Source organism: Rhodococcus sp. RD6.2, assembly GCF_001040705.1.
Classification (GTDB): Bacteria; Actinomycetota; Actinomycetes; order Mycobacteriales; family Mycobacteriaceae; genus Rhodococcus_G.
Window position 1 is genome coordinate 349,784 of sequence record NZ_CVQP01000001.1, and the last position, 18,095, is coordinate 367,878.

General features: G+C 68.1%; 18 protein-coding genes and 1 tRNA gene. 12 read left to right on the top strand and 7 right to left on the bottom strand.

Going from position 1 to position 18,095, the window contains the following annotated elements; all coding sequences use genetic code 11:
- Window positions 1-29: 29 nt before the first annotated feature.
- Genes egtB through RHCRD62_RS01590 form a run of 4 tightly spaced genes read left to right on the top strand, consistent with a single transcriptional unit; the run spans window position 30 to window position 3,657 of the window.
- Window positions 30-1,340, top strand: coding sequence for an ergothioneine biosynthesis protein EgtB (egtB, locus tag RHCRD62_RS01575; RefSeq protein ID WP_050062900.1), 1,311 nt, complete (start codon window positions 30-32; stop codon window positions 1,338-1,340).
- On the top strand, window positions 1,333-2,103 hold the full coding sequence (gene egtC / locus RHCRD62_RS01580) for an ergothioneine biosynthesis protein EgtC (protein WP_050062901.1): 771 nt from the start codon (window positions 1,333-1,335) through the stop codon (window positions 2,101-2,103). The genes egtB and egtC overlap by 8 nt, the downstream gene beginning before the upstream one ends.
- On the top strand, window positions 2,100-3,080 hold the full coding sequence (gene egtD, locus RHCRD62_RS01585) for an L-histidine N(alpha)-methyltransferase (RefSeq protein ID WP_050062902.1): 981 nt from the start codon (window positions 2,100-2,102) through the stop codon (window positions 3,078-3,080). Before egtC ends, egtD begins: the two co-directional genes overlap by 4 nt.
- A gap of 22 nt (window positions 3,081-3,102) precedes the next feature.
- Complete coding sequence (locus RHCRD62_RS01590; protein WP_050062903.1) at window positions 3,103-3,657, top strand: dihydrofolate reductase family protein; 555 nt, start codon at window positions 3,103-3,105, stop codon at window positions 3,655-3,657.
- 107 nt (window positions 3,658-3,764) lie between these two features.
- On the opposite strand, the gene RHCRD62_RS26580 is transcribed toward RHCRD62_RS01590, so the two are convergent.
- On the bottom strand, window positions 3,765-3,899 hold the full coding sequence (locus tag RHCRD62_RS26580; RefSeq protein ID WP_283235411.1) for a hypothetical protein: 135 nt from the start codon (window positions 3,897-3,899) through the stop codon (window positions 3,765-3,767).
- A 436-nt stretch (window positions 3,900-4,335) separates the two neighbouring features.
- Here RHCRD62_RS26580 and RHCRD62_RS25695 point away from each other — a divergent pair, with 436 nt between their 5' ends.
- The 3 genes from RHCRD62_RS25695 to RHCRD62_RS01600 are packed head-to-tail and all read left to right on the top strand — an operon-like array spanning window position 4,336 to window position 5,351.
- Window positions 4,336-4,500: a hypothetical protein gene (locus tag RHCRD62_RS25695; protein ID WP_157050765.1), complete on the top strand. Its 165-nt coding sequence runs from the start codon at window positions 4,336-4,338 to the stop codon at window positions 4,498-4,500.
- A 57-nt stretch (window positions 4,501-4,557) separates the two neighbouring features.
- Window positions 4,558-5,094: an HNH endonuclease gene (locus RHCRD62_RS01595; RefSeq protein ID WP_050062904.1), complete on the top strand. Its 537-nt coding sequence runs from the start codon at window positions 4,558-4,560 to the stop codon at window positions 5,092-5,094.
- Between the two features lie 26 nt (window positions 5,095-5,120).
- Window positions 5,121-5,351, top strand: a complete 231-nt coding sequence (locus RHCRD62_RS01600) for a WhiB family transcriptional regulator (RefSeq protein WP_050062905.1) — start codon at window positions 5,121-5,123, stop codon at window positions 5,349-5,351.
- A gap of 9 nt (window positions 5,352-5,360) precedes the next feature.
- On the opposite strand, the gene RHCRD62_RS01605 is transcribed toward RHCRD62_RS01600, so the two are convergent.
- The 6 genes from RHCRD62_RS01605 to RHCRD62_RS01630 form a co-directional block, all read right to left on the bottom strand.
- Window positions 5,361-5,849: a GNAT family N-acetyltransferase gene (locus RHCRD62_RS01605; RefSeq protein WP_050063411.1), complete on the bottom strand. Its 489-nt coding sequence runs from the start codon at window positions 5,847-5,849 to the stop codon at window positions 5,361-5,363.
- Window positions 5,850-5,947: 98 nt separating this feature from the next.
- Window positions 5,948-6,628 carry a hypothetical protein gene (locus RHCRD62_RS01610; protein ID WP_050062906.1) on the bottom strand — a complete coding sequence of 227 codons (681 nt, stop codon included), beginning with the start codon at window positions 6,626-6,628 and terminating at the stop codon, window positions 5,948-5,950.
- Window positions 6,629-6,778: 150 nt separating this feature from the next.
- Window positions 6,779-7,405, bottom strand: coding sequence for a DUF2461 domain-containing protein (locus RHCRD62_RS01615; RefSeq protein ID WP_050062907.1), 627 nt, complete (start codon window positions 7,403-7,405; stop codon window positions 6,779-6,781).
- 70 nt (window positions 7,406-7,475) lie between these two features.
- Window positions 7,476-8,456 carry a ribose-phosphate diphosphokinase gene (locus tag RHCRD62_RS01620; RefSeq protein WP_050062908.1) on the bottom strand — a complete coding sequence of 327 codons (981 nt, stop codon included), beginning with the start codon at window positions 8,454-8,456 and terminating at the stop codon, window positions 7,476-7,478.
- Window positions 8,453-9,928, bottom strand: a complete 1,476-nt coding sequence (gene glmU / locus RHCRD62_RS01625) for a bifunctional UDP-N-acetylglucosamine diphosphorylase/glucosamine-1-phosphate N-acetyltransferase GlmU (RefSeq protein WP_050063412.1) — start codon at window positions 9,926-9,928, stop codon at window positions 8,453-8,455. Before glmU ends, RHCRD62_RS01620 begins: the two co-directional genes overlap by 4 nt.
- 37 nt (window positions 9,929-9,965) lie before the next feature.
- Window positions 9,966-10,036, bottom strand: a tRNA-Gln gene (locus RHCRD62_RS01630).
- Window positions 10,037-10,249: 213 nt separating this feature from the next.
- Between RHCRD62_RS01630 and RHCRD62_RS01635 the strand changes: the two genes are divergently transcribed.
- The 5 genes from RHCRD62_RS01635 (at window position 10,250) to mfd (ending at window position 18,064) form a co-directional block, all read left to right on the top strand.
- Window positions 10,250-10,840, top strand: a complete 591-nt coding sequence (locus RHCRD62_RS01635) for a TetR/AcrR family transcriptional regulator (protein WP_050063413.1) — start codon at window positions 10,250-10,252, stop codon at window positions 10,838-10,840.
- Between the two features lie 53 nt (window positions 10,841-10,893).
- A complete protein-coding gene (locus tag RHCRD62_RS01640) occupies window positions 10,894-12,216 on the top strand; it encodes a lipase family protein (RefSeq protein ID WP_253277145.1) in 1,323 nt (440 codons plus the stop codon).
- Window positions 12,217-12,229: 13 nt separating this feature from the next.
- Window positions 12,230-13,459 carry a Tat pathway signal protein gene (locus tag RHCRD62_RS01645; RefSeq protein ID WP_253277146.1) on the top strand — a complete coding sequence of 410 codons (1,230 nt, stop codon included), beginning with the start codon at window positions 12,230-12,232 and terminating at the stop codon, window positions 13,457-13,459.
- Between the two features lie 141 nt (window positions 13,460-13,600).
- Entirely contained in the window at window positions 13,601-14,236 is a 636-nt protein-coding gene (locus tag RHCRD62_RS01650) for a ScbR family autoregulator-binding transcription factor (RefSeq protein WP_050062911.1), read from the top strand.
- Between the two features lie 144 nt (window positions 14,237-14,380).
- Window positions 14,381-18,064 (top strand): transcription-repair coupling factor, encoded by a 3,684-nt coding sequence (gene mfd / locus RHCRD62_RS01655; RefSeq protein WP_050062912.1) that lies wholly within the window; start codon window positions 14,381-14,383, stop codon window positions 18,062-18,064.
- The last annotated feature ends 31 nt before the right edge of the window (window positions 18,065-18,095 follow it).

Sequence of the window (18,095 nt, forward strand, 5' to 3'; positions counted from 1 at the left end):
GACAGCATCGTGACGAAGGTGGCCGACCGATGACCACACCCGAGGACGTCCGCACCCGACTGGTCGCAGAACTGACCCGGGCGCGGGACCGCAGCCGTGCACTGACCGACTGCGTGGACGACGTCGACCTCACGACCCAGCATTCGCCGCTGATGAGCCCGCTCGTGTGGGATCTCGCGCATATCGGGAACCAGGAAGAACTGTGGCTGGTCCGCGACATCGGGGGACGCGAACCGGTACGCCGCGACATCGACGAACTGTACGATGCCTTCGCTCACCCTCGCGCAACGAGACCGTCACTGCCACTGCTGAATCCGTCCGAGGCGCGGCAGTACGTCGATCAGGTCCGCGACAAGTCCTGGGACGTGCTCGACCGGTCGCCGCTGCGGGGCCGCAGGCTCGAGGAGGACGGGTTCGCGTTCGCGATGATCGCCCAGCACGAGCAGCAGCACGACGAGACCATGCTGGCCACCCACCAGCTCCGTCGCGGCTCGGCCGTTCTGGCGGCTCAGGCCGCCCCGCGGACGGCGGCGGTTCCTCGCGGTGAGGTCGTCGTGCCCGGCGGCGAGTTCGAGATGGGCACCTCCACCGATCCGTGGGCCCTCGACAACGAACGCCCCGCACACCGCGTCACCGTGCGGGCGTTCGCGATCGACGCGGCGCCGGTCACGAACGGGCGGTACCTGGAGTTCATGGCCGACGGCGGGTACCGCAGGCCCGAGCTGTGGAGCGAACGCGGTTGGGCGCACCGCGTCGCCGCCGAACTCGACGCGCCGCAGTTCTGGGTGGACGACGGCGCGGGCGCGTGGTGGCGGCGGGCGTTCGGGACGATGGAGCCGATGCGTGAACACCAGCCGGTGGTGCACGTCAGCTGGTTCGAGGCGCAGGCGTACGCGCGGTGGGCCGGACGCCGCTTGCCGACGGAGACGGAGTGGGAACGTGCCGCGCGATGGGATCCGGTGTCGGGCCGGTCGCGGCGATTCCCGTGGGGGGACGAGGAACCGACTCCGGAACGTGCGAACCTGGGCCAGCGTCACCTGGAGCCGGCCGAGGTCGGGGCATACCCCGTCGGGGCGTCGCCGCTCGGTGTCCATCAGCTCATCGGGGACGTGTGGGAGTGGACCTCCTCCGATTTCCTTCCCTACCCTGGCTTTTCGGCATTCCCCTACCGGGAGTACTCGGAGGTGTTCCACGGCGGTGACTACAAGGTCCTCCGTGGCGGGTCGTTCGGGACGGACCCGGTGGCGTGCCGCGGGACGTTCCGGAACTGGGATCACCCGATCCGTAGGCAGATCTTTGCGGGATTCCGCTGCGCGCGGGACGTGGAGTCGGATGTGTAGGCACCTCGCGTACGTGGGTCCGCCGCGGTCCGTGGCGAGTGTGGTGACCGACGGCCCACACAACCTGGTTACGCAGTCGTGGGCGCCGGCCGACATGCGCGGTGGTGGCACGATCAACGCCGACGGTTTCGGAGTCGCGTGGTGGCCGGAAGGTGGCGAGGGTGCCACCGCGTACCGGAACGCCCGCCCGATCTGGGCCGACCCGGCGGTTGTCGGTGTCCTCACCCAGGTCCGGTCGACGGGCGTCATGGGGGCGGTTCGGTCCGCGACGGAGGGGATGCCGATCACGGCAGAGGCCTGTGCGCCGTTCACGGATGGGCGATGGGCGTTCAGTCACAACGGCCGGATCGACGGGTGGCCCGGTTCGGTTGCGGCACTGGCCGAGTGGTTGCCCGCGGTGGAACTGCTGACGATGCCTGCCCTGACCGATTCGGCGCTGTTGTGGACCTTGGTGCGGCGCAGGCTGGGGGTCTCGCCGCCCGGCGTGGTACTGCGCGACGTGGTCACCGAGGTGCTCGATGCCGCGCCGCGGTCGCGACTGAACATGATGCTCGGTGACGGGACCACCGTGTGGGCGACCGCGGTCGATCATGCGCTGTCGGTGCGGGTCGACGAGGCGAGCGCGCTGGTCGCGTCCGAGCCCGTCGACGACCGGGACGGCTGGGTTCCGGTGCCGGACGGGCATGCGGTCGAGGCGCGACCCGGCCACCTGGACATCACCGAATTGCCGACACGGAACGCGTACCGGGAGGGACGGGCATGACCGAGCCGACGATCGAGATTCACTTGGCGCCGGAGGATCTGGACGAGAGTCTACGGGTGGACGCCCGGCTCGGCCTGACGGCGGTGCCGAAATCGCTTCCCCCCAAGTGGTTCTACGATGCGCACGGCAGCGAGCTGTTCGAGGAGATCACCCGGCTCCCCGAGTACTACCCGACGCGCACCGAACGGGAGCTCCTGCGGGCGAGCGCCGAGCACGTGGCGGAGGCGACGTCGGCGCAGATCCTCGTCGAACTGGGGTCCGGGTCGTCGGAGAAGACGAAGCTCCTGCTGGACGCCATGACCGCGCACGGGTCGCTCGAACGCTACGTCCCGCAGGACGTGTCGGTGGCGGCGTTGGATTCGTCGGTGCACGACCTGGCCCGCAGGTATCCGCGCCTGGTCGTGCACGGCATCGTCAGTGACTTCACCGACACCCTGCACAACCTGCCTCGCGGGGGTCGCAGGATGATCGCGTTTCTCGGCGGAACGTTGGGGAACCTCGTCCCGGACGAGCGCGCGGAGTTCCTGTCCTCGGTCGCGGAGGTACTCGAGGACGGGGAGCAGTTGTTGCTCGGAGTCGGGCTGGTGACCGATCCGGAGGTGATGGTTCCCGCCTACGACGACGCCGCGGGTGTGACGGCGCAGTTCAACCTCAACGTGCTCAACGTGTTGAACACGCGGCTGGGGGCGAACTTCGACCTGTCGGGATTCCGTCATGTGGCACTGTGGGATTCGCGCAACGAGTGGATCGAGATGCGAGTGCAGGCGCTGCGGCCGATGACGGTGCGTGTGCCTGCGATCGACCTGGACGTCGTGTTCGACGAGGGGGAGCAGATGCGGACGGAGATCTCCGCGAAGTTCCGGGTCGAGGGAATCTGCAAGGAGCTTGCCGCAGCGGGTTTCGGCAGCGACCGGGTGTGGACGGATCCGCTGGACCGGTTCGCACTCATCCTCGCCGACCGGACGGGACGCGAGTGAACACGAAAGGGGAGGGCATCCGATGCGCAAGGTGACCTATTCGATGAGCATGTCGCTGGACGGCTTCATCGTCGGACCGGACGGCGGATTCGACTGGCCGGGCTTCGACGACGACGTCTTCCAGCTCTCCATGGACGAGATCCACGACGTCGACGTGCACCTGATGGGGCGACGCCTGTACGAGACGATGCTGTACTGGGAGACTGCCGACCAGGATCCGACACTGAGCGGCGCCGAGCGGGAATGGACCGTGCTGTGGAACGCCCTTCCCAAAGTGGTCTTCTCCACGACCTTGACGGAGGTGCAGGGCAATGCCCGCCTGCTGCCCGGAGGCCTCGTCGAGGAGATCGAGCGGCTGCGAGCCGAGCCGGGGGACGGCGAGATCGCGATCGGTGGCGCGGGCCTCGCCGCGGGCGCGGCGAGCCTGATCGACGAGTACAAGATCCGGGTCTTCCCGGTGCTCGTCGGCGGCGGTATCCCGTTCTTCGCGCGCGACGAGCGCAGGGTGGACCTCGATCTCCTCGAGAACCGCACCGTCGGAAAGGTCCTGTATTTCCGGTACGCCGTGGTGCGGTGAGAGATCACGGCGAGTGAGGTCGCCGTGATCTCGAGACCGCCGGAATCCGGACCGGCCCCGTCGCCGACTGAGGGTCGGTGACGGGGCCGGTCCGAGACCGCGCCGAATCAGGCAGCGAGGAACGGCATCAGCGCGAGGCCGAGGCCGACTGCGGCGCCGACGCCGACGATGACGCCACCCGCGGCCGTGATGACCTTCTGGAGGTCTGCGGCGGTCTTCAGATCATCTGCGGTCGAACCCATTGTGAGGTCTCCTGTTTTCGTGGGGGATGGTGACGCATGTCTCAGCGACAGGAATATTCGTACCACAAGCGAAAGACTTCACAACTATGCGTATCAATATATGAGAAAGGCCAGCGTGGAAGGGTTGAACGAAAGTTACGGTTACTTGAATTACGGTGCGGTACCGGACTTTTGATCCGCGATTGTCGCTGATCTCGGTCAGTGGGACCGTACTCGCTAGTAGCGCTTGTGTCGTCCCCTTCGGATCAGAACCGGTTGATTTCCGTGACGTTCGTCGTCGCGCCGGTGCCGCGCTCGCCTCGTGTGCGTCGAGTGGCATCACCATCGGCAGCGGGGGCGAGCACGAGTCGCGCGGTAATTCGGGTGCACCGACCCGGCTGTCGGTGTCACCATGAGCGTCCCGATCGCACACCCGAACCAGGAGAGGAGTCAGCCGATGCGAGCACAGGTACCGACAACCGTCATCTCGTGGTCGAAGCTCCGGCCTGCTTCCCTCCAGGAACCTGCGCGATCCCAGCTCGCCCACATGACGCTGCTGCCGAGCTCGACGTGGGGACACCGCTACGCCGGCTCCCGGTCGATTCACCCACTCACCACCTGACGCGCCTCGTTCCGCACGGTTCTCGGCGCCACCACGCACCCGAGAACGAGGAATCCGATGCGCACTCCACCTGTCACCGTCCACAGCAGGAACTGGCAGCGCAGTCGCGTGCTGGTCCTCAACGCGACCTTCCAGGCGCTGTGCGAGGTCCCAGCGGAACGTGCCGTCACCCTCGTGGCGATCGGCGCCGCCGAATCCGTCGCGGACCACGAACCGCGGGTTCCGATTCGGGCGCAACACCTCGAGATCCCGCTGCCGGTCACGATCCGGCTGTTCGAGTACGTCTACGTGCCGCACACCGCGACGGTCACCGACACCAGTCGGGCCACGTACGCGGGAGTGTTCCGGCGGGACCGGCACAGTTGTGCGTACTGCGCCGACCAGGCCGCGACCACTATCGACCACGTGGTGCCCCGCAGTCGAGGCGGCACGAACAGCTGGGCCAACCTCGTCGCGTGCTGCCGGCCGTGCAACCAACGGAAGGCCGACCGGACACCTCAAGAAGCCGGGATGGCCCTGCTGTGGGAACCGAAGGTGCCCAACCACATCGAGAAGGCCCAGCATCGGATCTGGCGGCGGCTCGCCGCGATCTGAGCGCAGAACCGGAGAGGAGACCGGACATGACGACGTCGACCTTCGTGGACGACCCGACTCGCTGGCGGGACGCGGCCTGCCGCGACGATCCGAACCCGGAAAGGTGGTTCCCGTTCCCGTCGGACGACTTCACTCACGCTCGCGACGTGTGCAACGGTTGCCCGATCCGACTGCAGTGCACGCACTTCGCAGTCTCGACCGGGCAGTCCGGCGTGTGGGGTGGGATGGAGTTCGATCGCGGCCGCGTCCGCCGGTGACCGTTCGGGTCAGAGGGTCAGTTGCATGTACGTCATGTCCAGCCACTGCCCGAACTTGGTGCCGACCTCGGACATGACGCCGACCACCCGGAAGCCGAAGCGCTCGTGCAGGGCAATGGACACGGTGTTGCCGGACTCGATGCTCGCAACCATGACGTGGACGCGGCCCGCACGGGCCCGGGAGATCAACTCGGTCATCAACGCCGTCGCGATACCCCGACCGTGGTGGTCGGGGTGCACGTACACGGAGTTCTCGACGGTGTGGCGGTAGCCGCTCTTGGCCCGCCACACACCGTACGAGGCATGCCCGGCGACCCTGCCCCCGGCCACCGCGACGAGGACCGGGAAGCCCTGGGTACGGCGGTCGTGGAGCCAGGCGCGGCGATCGTCGACGTCGACGGTCTCCTCGTCCCAGATGGCGGTCGTGTTCCGGACCGCCTCGTTGTGGATCTCGAGGATGCCGGGCAGGTCCTCGTCGCGGGCGTCACGGATCTCGATGGTCACCACTCCATGGTGCCCCAGACCCGGTGCCGCCGCTGTGTTGATCCGGCGCTACCGCTGTGTTGATCCGGTGCTACCGCTGGTCCGATCTGGTGCTACCGCTGGGCGCTGAGGCGGGCCTTCTCGAGCGCCCCCAGGGTGCGCATGATCGTCGCCTTCTGCTTCTCCAGGTCACTGCGGCGGGCGCGGGCCGCGAGGCCGGCCTGGTCCGCGACCTGCGCGAGCTGGGCGTCGACCTGAGTCATCTGGTCGAGCAACGCCAGTGCCCGCGACTGGATCTCGTCGAGATCGACGGCCTCGGAGCGCACCGGCGATGCGGCGGGCGCGGACGCCGCGCTGCGGCTGGTGCGGGTGGCGGTGGTCGCAGCGGGACGCGGAGCGGCGGAAGCGGACTCGGCGACAACGGCCGCGGCGCGCGGCCGCAGTGCCTTGCGCACGAGCGCCGGATCGGGCGGGGTCGCCAGCTTGATCTGGTTCAGCGTCTGCCGGGCGTCGCGGGCATTGACACGCCACTCGCGCTCTTCCTCGTCATCGGACTGGAGGGTGCCGCCGAGCGGACGGAGACCGTACATCCCGAGGAACCGGCGTGCGCCCTCGATGACCTCTTCGTTCTCGCGGCAGGTGCCGCACCGCGGTTCGTTGCGGTACATGTCGACTGCATTGTCGTCGCCGCACCAGACGCACGCCCCGGGAACCCAGGCTCGTCGCGATGTCGGCCGGTCCGTCTGCGTGTTCGTGGTGTCGGCCGGAGCATCGAGAGTCTGCGCGTCAATCACGACGCATGACAATAGGGCAGACGTTCCCGGCACGACACACCGGCTCCGTACTTTCCTGGAGTTCCAGGTTCGGTCGTGACGAATCTCATGCTCGATTTCCTTTGGGTTGGGTGTGTGAGCAGCAACCTCTTGCCGCGCAAGAGGTTCCGATCACCCGAGGACGTCGGAAAACCAGTCGACGAGCGGGCGCATCGCCACCCACGCATCGCGCACCTCGGTCAGTGTGCGAGGACTGTCGATCCAGTCGGGAGAAGTGAACAACCGGCCTGCGGTCAGCGACTTGTGGCGCAGAAGTTCGATCCGCGGATGGTCGGTGCCGAACCCGCGGGGAGCGGTCTTGAGTTGCTCGCCGCCGATGTCGAACCCGGCCGCCTCGAGGCCGGCGACGACGGACACCAGTTGGCTGCCGCGCAGTTCGGCATCGACGGCGGCGCGGTAGCGCGCCAGGCGGTCGGGGGAGTGCGCGTAGTGGCCACCCGCGACGAAGAGTCCACGCGCGTCCACCTGGACGTAGAAACCGGCGCCGGGGGTCGTTTCCACGAATCCGCCCTGATGAGTCTTGTAGGGCGCCTTGTCTTTCGAGAAGCGGACATCGCGGTGGGGGCGAAAGACCTTACCGGGACCGAATTCCGGCTCCAGTTCGTCCAGGAGCGCGATCATCGGCGCACGCACCGACTCGTCGTAGACAGGCTTGTGGGCGGCCCAGAAGGACTTGCTGTTGTCCGACTCGAGATCCTCGTAGAAGTCGAGCGCGGTGACGGGGAATCCGGTGAACACCCCAAAAATTCTACGCCTGTGCGTGAGTTCGGCAGCTGGAGTTGCCGAACTCACGCACAGGCGCGAAGCGCTACGCGCTGCCGTTGAAGAGAGAGGTCACCGAGCCGTTCTCGAAGACCTCCTTGATCGTGCGCGCGAGCAGCGGCGCGATCGACAAGACGGTCAGCGTCGGGAAACGCTTCTCTTCGGGGATCGGCAGTGTGTTGGTCGCGATGACCTCCTTCGCGCCGCAGTTCGCGAGGCGCTCGGCGGCCGGGTCGGAGAACACGCCGTGCGTGGTCGCGATGATGACGTCGCCCGCACCGGAGTCCTTGAGGACCTTCACGGCGCCCGCGATGGTGCCGCCGGTGTCGATCATGTCGTCGATCAGGACACAGGTCCTGCCGTTGACGTCACCGACGACGCGGTTCGACTTCACCTGGTTCGGGACCAGCGGGTCGCGGGTCTTGTGCACGAACGCCAGCGGTGCGCCGTCGAGTTCATCGGCCCATTTCTCGGCGACCTTGACGCGGCCGGCGTCGGGGGAGACGACACAGATGTTCTCGGTGCCGTAGTTCTCCCGCACGTAACCGGCGAGCTGACCGAGGGCGTGCATGTGGTCGACCGGCCCGTCGAAGAAGCCCTGGATCTGATCGGTGTGCAGGTCGACGGTGATGATGCGGTCCGCGCCCGCGGTCTTGAGGAGGTCCGCGATCAGACGCGCAGAGATGGGCTCACGCCCGCGGTGCTTCTTGTCCTGGCGGGCGTACGGGTAGAACGGCAGGACCGCGGTGATGCGCTTGGCGGAGCCCCGCTTGAGCGCGTCGATCATGATCAATTGCTCCATCACCCACGTGTTCAGCGGGGCCGGATGGCTCTGCAGCACGAACGCGTCGGAGCCGCGCACCGACTCCTCGAACCGGACGAAGATCTCGCCGTTCGCGAAGTCGGTCGCCGTCTGCGGCGTGACCCGGATGTCGAGTTCCTTGGCGACCTGCTCCGCCAGCTCCGGGTGCGCGCGACCGGAGAAGAGCATGAGGTTCTTCTGGTTGTCGGTCCAATTCGCGGTCACTGCTTTTCGCCGTCCTTGCTTGAGTTCTCGTAGTGCTGCTGTGCTGATGCCGCCGCGTCGGCGGCTGCCGTCCCGGGCCTGTTGCGCTCGACCCAACCTTCGATGTTCCGCTGTTTCCCTCCGGAGACGGCTAGCGCCCCCGGCGGAACGTCCTCACGCAGGACGGTGCCTGCGCCCGTGTACGCGCCGTCGCCCACGCGGACCGGGGCGACGAACATCGTGTCCGACCCTGTCCGCACATGCGACCCCACCACGGTACGGGTCTTGTTCACGCCGTCGTAGTTGACGAAGACGCTCGATGCCCCGATGTTGGTGTGCGAACCGATGCTCGCGTCCCCGACGTACGTGAGATGCGGCACCTTCGTGTGATCTCCGATGTCGGAATTCTTCACCTCGACGAACGCGCCGAGCTTTCCGGATTCGCCGAGCACCGTTCCGGGCCGCAGGTACGTGAACGGGCCGACCGTGGCGCCCGCGCCGATCACAGAGCTGTCGCCGTGCGTGCGGATCACCGAAGCGCCCGCCCCGACCGTGACGTCGGTGAGCGTGGTGTCGGGTCCGATGACCGCGTCCTCGCCGATCGACGTCGCGCCGTGCAGCTGTACGCCCGGCCGGATCGTCGCGTCGCGCCCGATCGTCACGTCTACGTCGATCCACGTCGAGGACGGATCGACGACGGTGACGCCTGCACGCATGTGGGCCTCGACGATCCGCCGGTTCAGGTCCCGCGCCAGTTCGGACAGCTGCACGCGGTCGTTCGCGCCTGCAACCTTGCCCGGGTCGGACAGCTGGGCGGCGTAGACGTCCCGGCCCGACTGTCGGGCCAGCTTGACCACGTCGGTGAGATAGAACTCACGCTGGGCGTTGCTCGAATCGAGCTGCGACAAGGCGTTCCGGAGAACCTGCGCATCGAACGCGTACACGCCGGAGTTGACCTCCGTGATCGCGACCTGTTCCGGGGTGGCGTCGGCATGTTCGACGATTTCCGCCACCTCGCCGTCGGCGTCGCGCACGATGCGGCCGTACCCGTTGGGGTCCGCAGGTACGAACGTCAGGACGGTCGCACCTGCGTGCGTGGGCTCGGCGCGATGTTCGTCGAGCAGTCCGTGCAGGGTGTGGCCGTCGAGCAGGGGGACATCGGCGGAGGTGACGACGACGGTCCCGGAGAAGTCCGTGGGTAGCGCGCTCAGACCGCAGTCGACGGCGTGCCCGGTCCCGTTCTGTTCCTCCTGGACCGCGATGGTGATCTCGCGATCGAGCCCGGACGCAGTTTCCAGAGCGGCTGCACCGACGGACTCCCGTTCGTGGCCGACGACGACCACGAGGTGGGTGGGGTCGAGTTCCGCGGCCGCATGCAGGGCATGGGCGAGCATCGACCGGCCGGCGAGGGGGTGCAGCACCTTGGGGGTCTTGGACCGCATCCGGGTCCCCGCTCCGGCGGCGAGGACGATCACGGCGGTCTCGGTTGGCATGGAGCTCCTCGAATCGAACATGGTGATCTGCCGCTTGCTCCGCCGCCAGGACTCGAACCTGAACTATCTGAACCAAAATCAGAGGTGCTGCCATTACACTACGGCGGATTGCCTGCGGATTTGCAGGACATCCAGGGATCGAAACCCGGCTCCGGTGGTCCGCTGTGCGCCCGCGATCCTCTCACGAGTACCCGCTCGGGTGCCAACCGCCTCGCCCGAAACGGGGTCGACGCCTCGCGCCTGCCGGCGAGGTGGGCCGATACGCTGGTCGGCATGTCCCGCCCTCCGCAGGCTTCGCCCGACAAACCGGTCCGGACCCGGATGACCGGAACGCAGCGCCGCGAGCAGCTCATCGAGATCGGTCGCAGCGTGTTCGCCGAGCGCGGCTACGACGCGGCGTCCGTCGAGGAGATCTCGGCGCGGGCGAACGTCTCCAAGCCGGTCGTCTACGAGCACTTCGGCGGCAAGGAAGGCCTGTACGCGGTCGTCGTGGACCGTGAGATGTCGGTACTTCTCGAGATGGTGACCAACTCCCTCCGGCAGAACCGGTCGCGGGTGCGGGTCGAGCGCGCCGCATTGGCACTGCTCACCTATGTCGAGGAACGCACCGAGGGTTTCCGCATCCTGGTCCGTGACTCGCCGGTGACTGCCGAGGAGGGGACCTACTCGAGTCTGCTCAACGAGGCGGTCTCCCAGGTCGGACACATCCTCGCGGGCGACTTCTCCCGGCGCGGGTTCGACGCCGGCCTCGCGACGCTCTACGCGCAGGCCCTCGTCGGCATGGTCGCCACCACGGCCACCTGGTGGCTGGACGAGCGCACCCCGTCCAAGGAGGTCGTGGCCGCTCACCTGGTGAACCTGTGCTGGAACGGACTGACGAACCTCGAGGCCGACCCGCAGCTGGGCGAGTGAACACCAGGTGTCACACCCGTAACGGTTAGCTGTGCTCTGTCGACACATGCATCGTGACCACGACACGTAGGACCGGCGCGGTATCGATCCTCGGCGCGGCCTTGGCCGCGATGGTGCTCGTACTTCCGGCAGGCACGGCCTCCGCCGCCGACCCGGTCCCACTCGACAAGGTCTTCGGGTCGTTCGTGCTGAGCACGTTCGCCGACGCCTCCATCTCTCCACCGTCTCAGTGGTATCCGCGGCTCGCGAGCGACGATCCCTGGTACGACGCCCCACCGATCGGCAACGCCGCACCCGGAACCTTGCTTCGCGCCCGGCCTGCGACGGTGCAGGTGTACGGCGTGCAACCAGGGCATGTGTCCGCTTGGCAACTGATGTACGTGACCTCGGACTTCGACGGGTCCGCGACCGTGAGCACCGGCATCCTCCTCATCCCGGAGGACGGCACGCCGCCCGGCGAGCGCAAGTTGATCGGCTACGCGGAAGCCAACGACAGCCTCGGACCGAACTGCATGCCGAGCACGCAGTGGACCGGAGGCAACCAGGCCGACCCGTCCCTGTTCTCCGCTCTCGGACCGGTCGCGCAGATGTTCGGCCACGGCTGGGCGGTGATGATGAGCGACACCGCCAACGACGGCGACACCGCACCCAACGGCTTCTCGATCGGCAACTTCTCCGGTGCCGCGACCCTCGACGGACTGCGCGCGGCCCTCGCCCTCCCCGAGGGTGGATTCGCTGCCGACACCCCGATCGGGTTGTACGGCATCGCGGGTGGCGGCGTTGCAGCCGGATTCGCGGCCGAGAAGCAGGACGCGTATGCACCGGAACTGAATGTCGTCGGAACGGTTCTGCAGGCGATGGTCATCGACAGCGCCACCTTCGAACGGAGGGCGGACGGCGGCATCGGTGCCGGTTTCGTGTTCGCGAACTCTCTCGGCTATGCGGTGAAATACCCGGAGATCGACCTCGACCGGGAACTGACGCCGCTCGGCAAACTCGTTGCGGACGCCTTCAACAGCACCTGCCAGCAGAACTACCTCTATATGCCCTTCGTTCCGTTGAACGCCCTGTACGTGCATGGCCGACCCGCCGACAACCCGGCCTTCGCCCGGGCATACGCGGAGAATCGGATGGGGCAAAAGGCACCGAAGGCGCCGGTCCTGATGACGTCGTGCCGCGACGACTTCCTCGTGCCGTACTCCGACGTCGAGGGCCTCGTCGCGGCCTATCGCGCCGGTGGGACCGAGGTCACCGTCGCCCCCAGTGTCTGCGGCGTCTCCGACGTCCTGACGAACCCGTACCGCGTCGGCACCGAACTGCTCGGCATGCAGAACGTCGACTGGTTCGTCGGTCGATTCGAGGAGGCAGGCCGGTGAGACGGTGAGACGGATGCTGGCGGCCGTTGCCGTCGTCACGACGATGGTCCTCGGGTTCGGCGGGACTGCGACGGCGGCACATCCGGACGTGCTGGACCTGCCGCGGACCAACGAGAACGCCGAGCGGGGCGGCGGGGTGAACCCTGACCTGCCCACCGATCCGAACGTCCTACGCGTGGAACTCGACCGCGCACGGGCGGCCGGCGTCGCCCCGGTTCGCTACGCCGCACTGCTGCAGCAGTTCTGGTTGACGACCGCCACCACCAAGGCAGGCCTCGACCTGACCGACTGGGACCCGAATCGCGGACTGGCGGCGAACGAGCACAACCTGGCGAACACGTTCCGGTACTACGACCGGCTGCAGGTCGAGAACCCGAACTTCCTCTGGACCGGGCAGGGCGGCATGGCCGGACCGTCCTTCGCGGCCGGGATCATGGACGTCGACCTCGGGCGCGTCGTGCTCGGGGTGCGGGGCGTCACCGATGTCGTCGCGGGGATCGTCGGCACCCTCGACGACGCCGCGGCACCGGCCACCACGCACCTGCCCGACGACCTGCAGGCCCTCCTCGAGGTGGGCCGGACGATCACCGCCGCCGACATCGCGGACTTCCAGGTGCGGGTGATCGCGATGAGCAAGCACATCTTCATGGACCTGATCCCGCAGCACGAGGCGTTCCTCGCCGGCGGGATGGGCGCGATCGACGAGTACCGGGCGGCCGGTCTGATCGACGACGACGCCTACCGGGCGTGGCAGGACCTCGCAACCGGTGATCCCGACAGGGTGGTCGAGGGCAACACGCGTCTGCTCCACCGCGAGCAGTACCAGTCGATCGGCGACCAGTGGGACCTGGCCAGGGAGAACCGCGGCGCGGTCGGGCGTGCACTCACGTATCTGAGCACCCTCGCCGCCGATCCCGCGATCCCGGGCGTGGTTCCCCCTCGGGAGGCGAGTCCGCTGACCCTGACCGCGGGCGACGTCACCGGGGTCGTGGAATCGGGACCCCGCTGGCGCCTCCAGACGCCGCTGCCCGCCTTCAACTGGTCGGATCGCGGCGCCCGCTGGGCGTACATCACCGAGCAGATGCTGCCGAAGTACCGGAACCTGAAGGAGACCCGGCCGCAGCTGTGGCGCGACACCCTCGCGAAGCCGATGGACCAGCAGATCCTCGAACAGCGGGCGTTGGTTCGACTGCCGCAGTTGCTGACCTCGATGGCGCGGACCCTTCAGGTGCGCCACTACTGACTCGGCTGCATTCTTCGGTCCCGGACCGATGCCGATCCAGGTCCCAGGTTCGAATACGGCGGGAATTCCGGACACGTGTTAGGTTTCGTCCACATCTGACGTGGAGCAGGATGCTCTGCGGCGTGGTCACCAGAGGCGGTCATGGTCAGGCAGGAACGTGCCGAGGCGACCCGGAACGCGGTGCTGTCGGCGGCGGCGGAAATCTTCGCGCGGGACGGCTATGCCGCCGCGAACCTCGGCGTCATCATCGACAAGTCCGGTGTCACCAAAGGGTCGCTGTACTTCCACTTCGCATCGAAGGAAGACCTCGCTCGCGGCGTCATCGACGAGGGAGTCCGGCGCATGGAGGTCGCGTGCGCCCCGCTGACCGACCTGCGTGACCCGGCACTCGAGGTCATGATCGGGCTGTCCTACCTGGTGACCGACATCGCCTCCGAGGATCCGATCGTCGGAGCGATGTTCCGGCTCCACCACGAGATCGGCGACCACCGAGGCACCGGGAAGAACGTCGTCGACACGTGGCGGGAACGCCAGATAGCCCTGACCCAGCGGGGCCAGGCCGAAGGCGACCTGGGTGCTGACGCCGATCCCGTCGACATCGGCACCTTCGTGTTCGAGACATTGTTCGGGGTCCGCGTCGTCGCGCACGCCACCGGAACACTCGACGAACTTCCCGCCCGGCTGGAGCGAGCCTGGCACTTCATGCTTCCGGCCCTGGTCGACCCGTCGAAGGTCGACTACTTCCGGCAGTTCGCCGTGCGCCGCTCGCGGCGGTGACACGACGCCGCTCGCGGCGGTGACACGAGGCCGCCACCGGCAGCGGCCGGGATCGGGGCTGTCGGACACCCGGCCTAGAATCGACGTGGCCGTCCTGGACGGCGGCCACTCCTCGTTCGGCGATTCAGGGGCGGTCACATCCACATGCCATCGACGCTGTCCACAGCCAACCCGGGTTCCGGGCAGGCGCATCTCCCGCTCTCAGGCATCGCCCGCATCGCGCTCGCGAACCCGGCGTTCGACGGTGTCCGCGATGCGCTGGGTCGCAGCGAGCTCGCGATCGTCGCGCCCAATCCGGTCCGGCCGTTCCTCGCGACGGCGATTTCCGAACACAGTCAGCTGCTCCTGGTCACCGCGACCGGACGCGAGGCCGACGACCTGACGACGGAACTGCGGGAGATGCTCGGGGACGCCGTCGCCCAGTTCCCGTCGTGGGAGACGTTGCCGCACGAGCGGCTCTCGCCCGGCGCCGACACCGTCGGCCGGCGGCTCGAGGTGCTCCGTCGCCTCGCTCACCCGGACAACGCCGACTACGGCCCGCCGCTGCGGGTCGTTGTCACGACGGTCCGGTCGCTGGTGCAGCCGATGGCGCCCGGCCTCGGCGACATCGAGCCGGTGACGCTGCGGGTCGGCACCGAGGTCCCGTTCGACGAGCTGATCACGCGGCTCGTCGAGATGGCGTACACCCGCGTCGACATGGTCGGCAAGCGTGGCGAGTTCGCGGTCCGCGGCGGCATCCTCGACGTCTTCTCGCCGACCGCAGATCACCCGGTGCGCGTCGAGTTCTGGGGGGACGAGGTCACCGAACTGCGGCCGTTCTCGGTCGCCGACCAGCGCTCGATTCCGGAGCTGACGGCCACCACCCTGATCGCTCCGCCGTGTCGTGAGCTGATGCTGACCGAACGGGTCCGCGACCGCGCCGCCGCCCTCGCCCGCGACAACCAGGCCGACGCGGCTCTCGTCGAGATGCTCGACAAGTTGTCCGCCGGTATCCCCGTCGACGGCATGGAGGCACTGCTCCCGGTGTTGCAGAGCGGTGAGCTGGTGCTCCTCACCGAGGTGCTGCCCGAGGGCGCCCATGTGCTGCTCTGCGACCCCGAGAAGATCCGGACGCGCGCCACCGACCTGGTCCGCACCGGGCAGGAGTTCCTCGAGGCGTCGTGGACGGCGGCGTCCATCGGTGCCGCCGCCCCGCTCGACACCTCCACCCTGGACACTTCCGGCGTCGGTGTGTCGGGGGTCGACCTCGCCGCGTCGGCGTACCGGACCCTGCGGCAGGTGCACGAGACCGCGGTCGCGCAGGACCGGCCGTGGTGGACGGTCAGCCCCCTCGCCTCGGGGAGCGCCGACGAGCTCGTGCTCGACGTGACGCCCGCGCCCGAGGTCCGCGGGTCCGACGAGCTGCTCGCCGAACTGTTCGTGATGCTGCGAGCTCACGTGACCACCGGTGGACGGGCTGCGGTCGTGGTGGCAGGCGCGGGCACCGCGCAGCGCGTCATCGAACGCTTGTGGGAGGCCGAGGTTCCCGCCGTGATGCTGGCATCCGGTGCCGAACCGGCGCGCGGTCAGGTCTCGGTGCTGTGCGGCAGCCTGCAGAACGGACTCGTCCTCCCCGCCCACCGCCCGGAAGCCGGGCTCGTCGTGGTGTCCGAATCGGATCTGACCGGCAACCGCGTCGCCGCGGCGGGGGACGGGAAACGCCTGCCCGCCAAGCGGCGCAACCAGGTCGACCCGCTGGCGCTGACCGCGGGCGACATGGTCGTCCACGATCAGCACGGCATCGGCCGGTTCGTCGAGATGGTCGAGCGGACCGTCGGCGGCGCCCGGCGCGAATACCTCGTCATCGAGTACGCGGCGAGCAAGCGTGGCCACCCGGGTGATCGACTGTTCGTGCCGATGGAGTCCCTCGACCAGTTGTCCCGCTACGTCGGCGGTGAGCTGCCCGCACTGAGCAAGCTCGGCGGATCGGACTGGCAGAACACGAAACGCAAGGCGCGCAAGGCGGTTCGCGAGATCGCGGGTGAGCTCGTCCAGCTGTACGCGGCGCGGCAGGCCGCACCGGGGCATGCCTTTGGCCCCGACACCCCGTGGCAGAAGGAGATGGAGGACGCGTTCGCGTTCACCGAGACGCAGGACCAGTTGACCGTGATCGACGAGGTCAAGGCCGACATGGAGAAGCCGGTCCCGATGGACCGCGTCGTCATCGGCGACGTCGGTTACGGCAAGACCGAGGTCGCGGTGCGCGCCGCGTTCAAGGCAGTCCAGGACGGTAAGCAGGTCGCGGTCCTCGTCCCGACCACGCTGCTGGCGCAGCAGCATCTGCAGACCTTCTCCGAACGAATGGCGTCCTTCCCGGTGAAGGTGCGGGGGTTGTCCCGCTTCACCGATCCGGCCGAGTCGAAGGAGATCATCGCGCAGCTCGCCGACGGTGAGATCGACGTCGTCGTCGGCACCCACCGGCTGCTGCAGACCGGTGTGCGCTGGAAGGACCTCGGCCTGGTGATCGTCGACGAGGAGCAGCGTTTCGGCGTCGAACACAAGGAACACATCAAGGCTCTGCGCACCCACGTCGACGTGCTCACGATGTCCGCCACGCCGATTCCCCGCACCCTGGAGATGAGCATGGCAGGCATCCGGGAGATGTCGACGATCCTGACCCCGCCCGAGGAGCGGCACCCGATCCTCACCTACGTCGGCGCGTACGCCGACAAGCAGGTCGCCGCCGCCATTCGTCGCGAACTGCTGCGCGACGGCCAGGTGTTCTACGTGCACAACCGGGTGAGCTCGATCGACAAGGCCGCCAAACGAATTCGTGAACTGGTGCCCGAGGCGCGCGTCGTGGTCGCGCACGGTCAGATGAACGAGGAGACCCTGGAGAAGACCGTCCAGGGCTTCTGGGAACGAGAGTTCGACGTCCTCGTCTGTACCACCATCATCGAGACCGGACTCGACATCTCCAACGCGAACACACTCCTCGTGGAACGCGCCGACTCGCTCGGGCTGTCCCAGCTGCACCAGCTCCGCGGTCGTGTCGGACGCAGCCGCGAACGCGGCTACGCCTACTTCCTGTACCCGCCGGAGAAGCCGCTCACCGAAACCGCGTACGACCGGCTCGCGACCATCTCGCAGAACTCCGACCTCGGCGCGGGCATGGCCGTCGCGATGAAGGACCTCGAGATCCGCGGTGCCGGAAACGTGTTGGGCGCGGAGCAGTCCGGGCACGTCGCAGGCGTCGGCTTCGACCTGTACGTGCGGCTCGTCGGTGAGGCCGTCGAGGCGTACCGCGCCGTGGCGGACGGCAGGCCGATCACCACCGACGAGGCGCCGAAGGAGGTGCGGATCGACCTGCCCGTCGACGCTCACATCCCGCCCGACTACGTCACCAGCGATCGACTCCGGCTCGAGGCGTACCGCAAGCTCGCCGCCGCCGGAGGCGACGACGAGATCACCGCCGTCGTAGAGGAACTCGTCGACCGTTACGGTCCGCTGCCCGAGGAGGTCGGCCGGCTGGTGTCGGTCGCCAAGCTCCGGCTCCTGTGCCGTGCCTACGGGATCGAGGAAGTCGCCGTCACCGGCACCCAACTGAAGATCTCCCCGATGCAACTGCCCGACTCGAAACAGCTGCGGCTCAAGCGGATGTACTCGGCCGCGCAGTACCGGGCGACCACCGGGATGATCCAGATGCCCCTGCCGCGCACCGGCGGTGTCGGCTCCGACCGGGTGCGTGACGTCCAGTTGCTGCAGTACATCGCCGACTTCCTGCTGGCAATGGACGGCAAGGCCGCAGGGGCCGTGGACGTGTCGGTGGCGGTCGGGGCGCCCGCGTGAACACAGAGGAGGGTCGCCTCGGCGACGGGCT

Bases quoted from the DNA above. Each gene is read 5' to 3' on its own strand.
- egtB (WP_050062900.1), top strand. From the start codon at position 30: ATGACCACACCCGAGGACGTCCGCACCCGACTGGTCGCAGAACTGACC.
- egtC (WP_050062901.1), top strand. From the start codon at position 1,333: ATGTGTAGGCACCTCGCGTACGTGGGTCCGCCGCGGTCCGTGGCGAGT.
- egtD (WP_050062902.1), top strand. From the start codon at position 2,100: ATGACCGAGCCGACGATCGAGATTCACTTGGCGCCGGAGGATCTGGAC.
- RHCRD62_RS01590 (WP_050062903.1), top strand. From the start codon at position 3,103: ATGCGCAAGGTGACCTATTCGATGAGCATGTCGCTGGACGGCTTCATC.
- RHCRD62_RS26580 (WP_283235411.1), bottom strand. From the start codon at position 3,899: ATGGGTTCGACCGCAGATGATCTGAAGACCGCCGCAGACCTCCAGAAG.
- RHCRD62_RS25695 (WP_157050765.1), top strand. From the start codon at position 4,336: ATGCGAGCACAGGTACCGACAACCGTCATCTCGTGGTCGAAGCTCCGG.
- RHCRD62_RS01595 (WP_050062904.1), top strand. From the start codon at position 4,558: ATGCGCACTCCACCTGTCACCGTCCACAGCAGGAACTGGCAGCGCAGT.
- RHCRD62_RS01600 (WP_050062905.1), top strand. From the start codon at position 5,121: ATGACGACGTCGACCTTCGTGGACGACCCGACTCGCTGGCGGGACGCG.
- glmU (WP_050063412.1), bottom strand. From the start codon at position 9,928: ATGCCAACCGAGACCGCCGTGATCGTCCTCGCCGCCGGAGCGGGGACC.
- RHCRD62_RS01635 (WP_050063413.1), top strand. From the start codon at position 10,250: ATGACCGGAACGCAGCGCCGCGAGCAGCTCATCGAGATCGGTCGCAGC.
- RHCRD62_RS01645 (WP_253277146.1), top strand. From the start codon at position 12,230: ATGCTGGCGGCCGTTGCCGTCGTCACGACGATGGTCCTCGGGTTCGGC.
- RHCRD62_RS01650 (WP_050062911.1), top strand. From the start codon at position 13,601: ATGGTCAGGCAGGAACGTGCCGAGGCGACCCGGAACGCGGTGCTGTCG.
- mfd (WP_050062912.1), top strand. From the start codon at position 14,381: ATGCCATCGACGCTGTCCACAGCCAACCCGGGTTCCGGGCAGGCGCAT.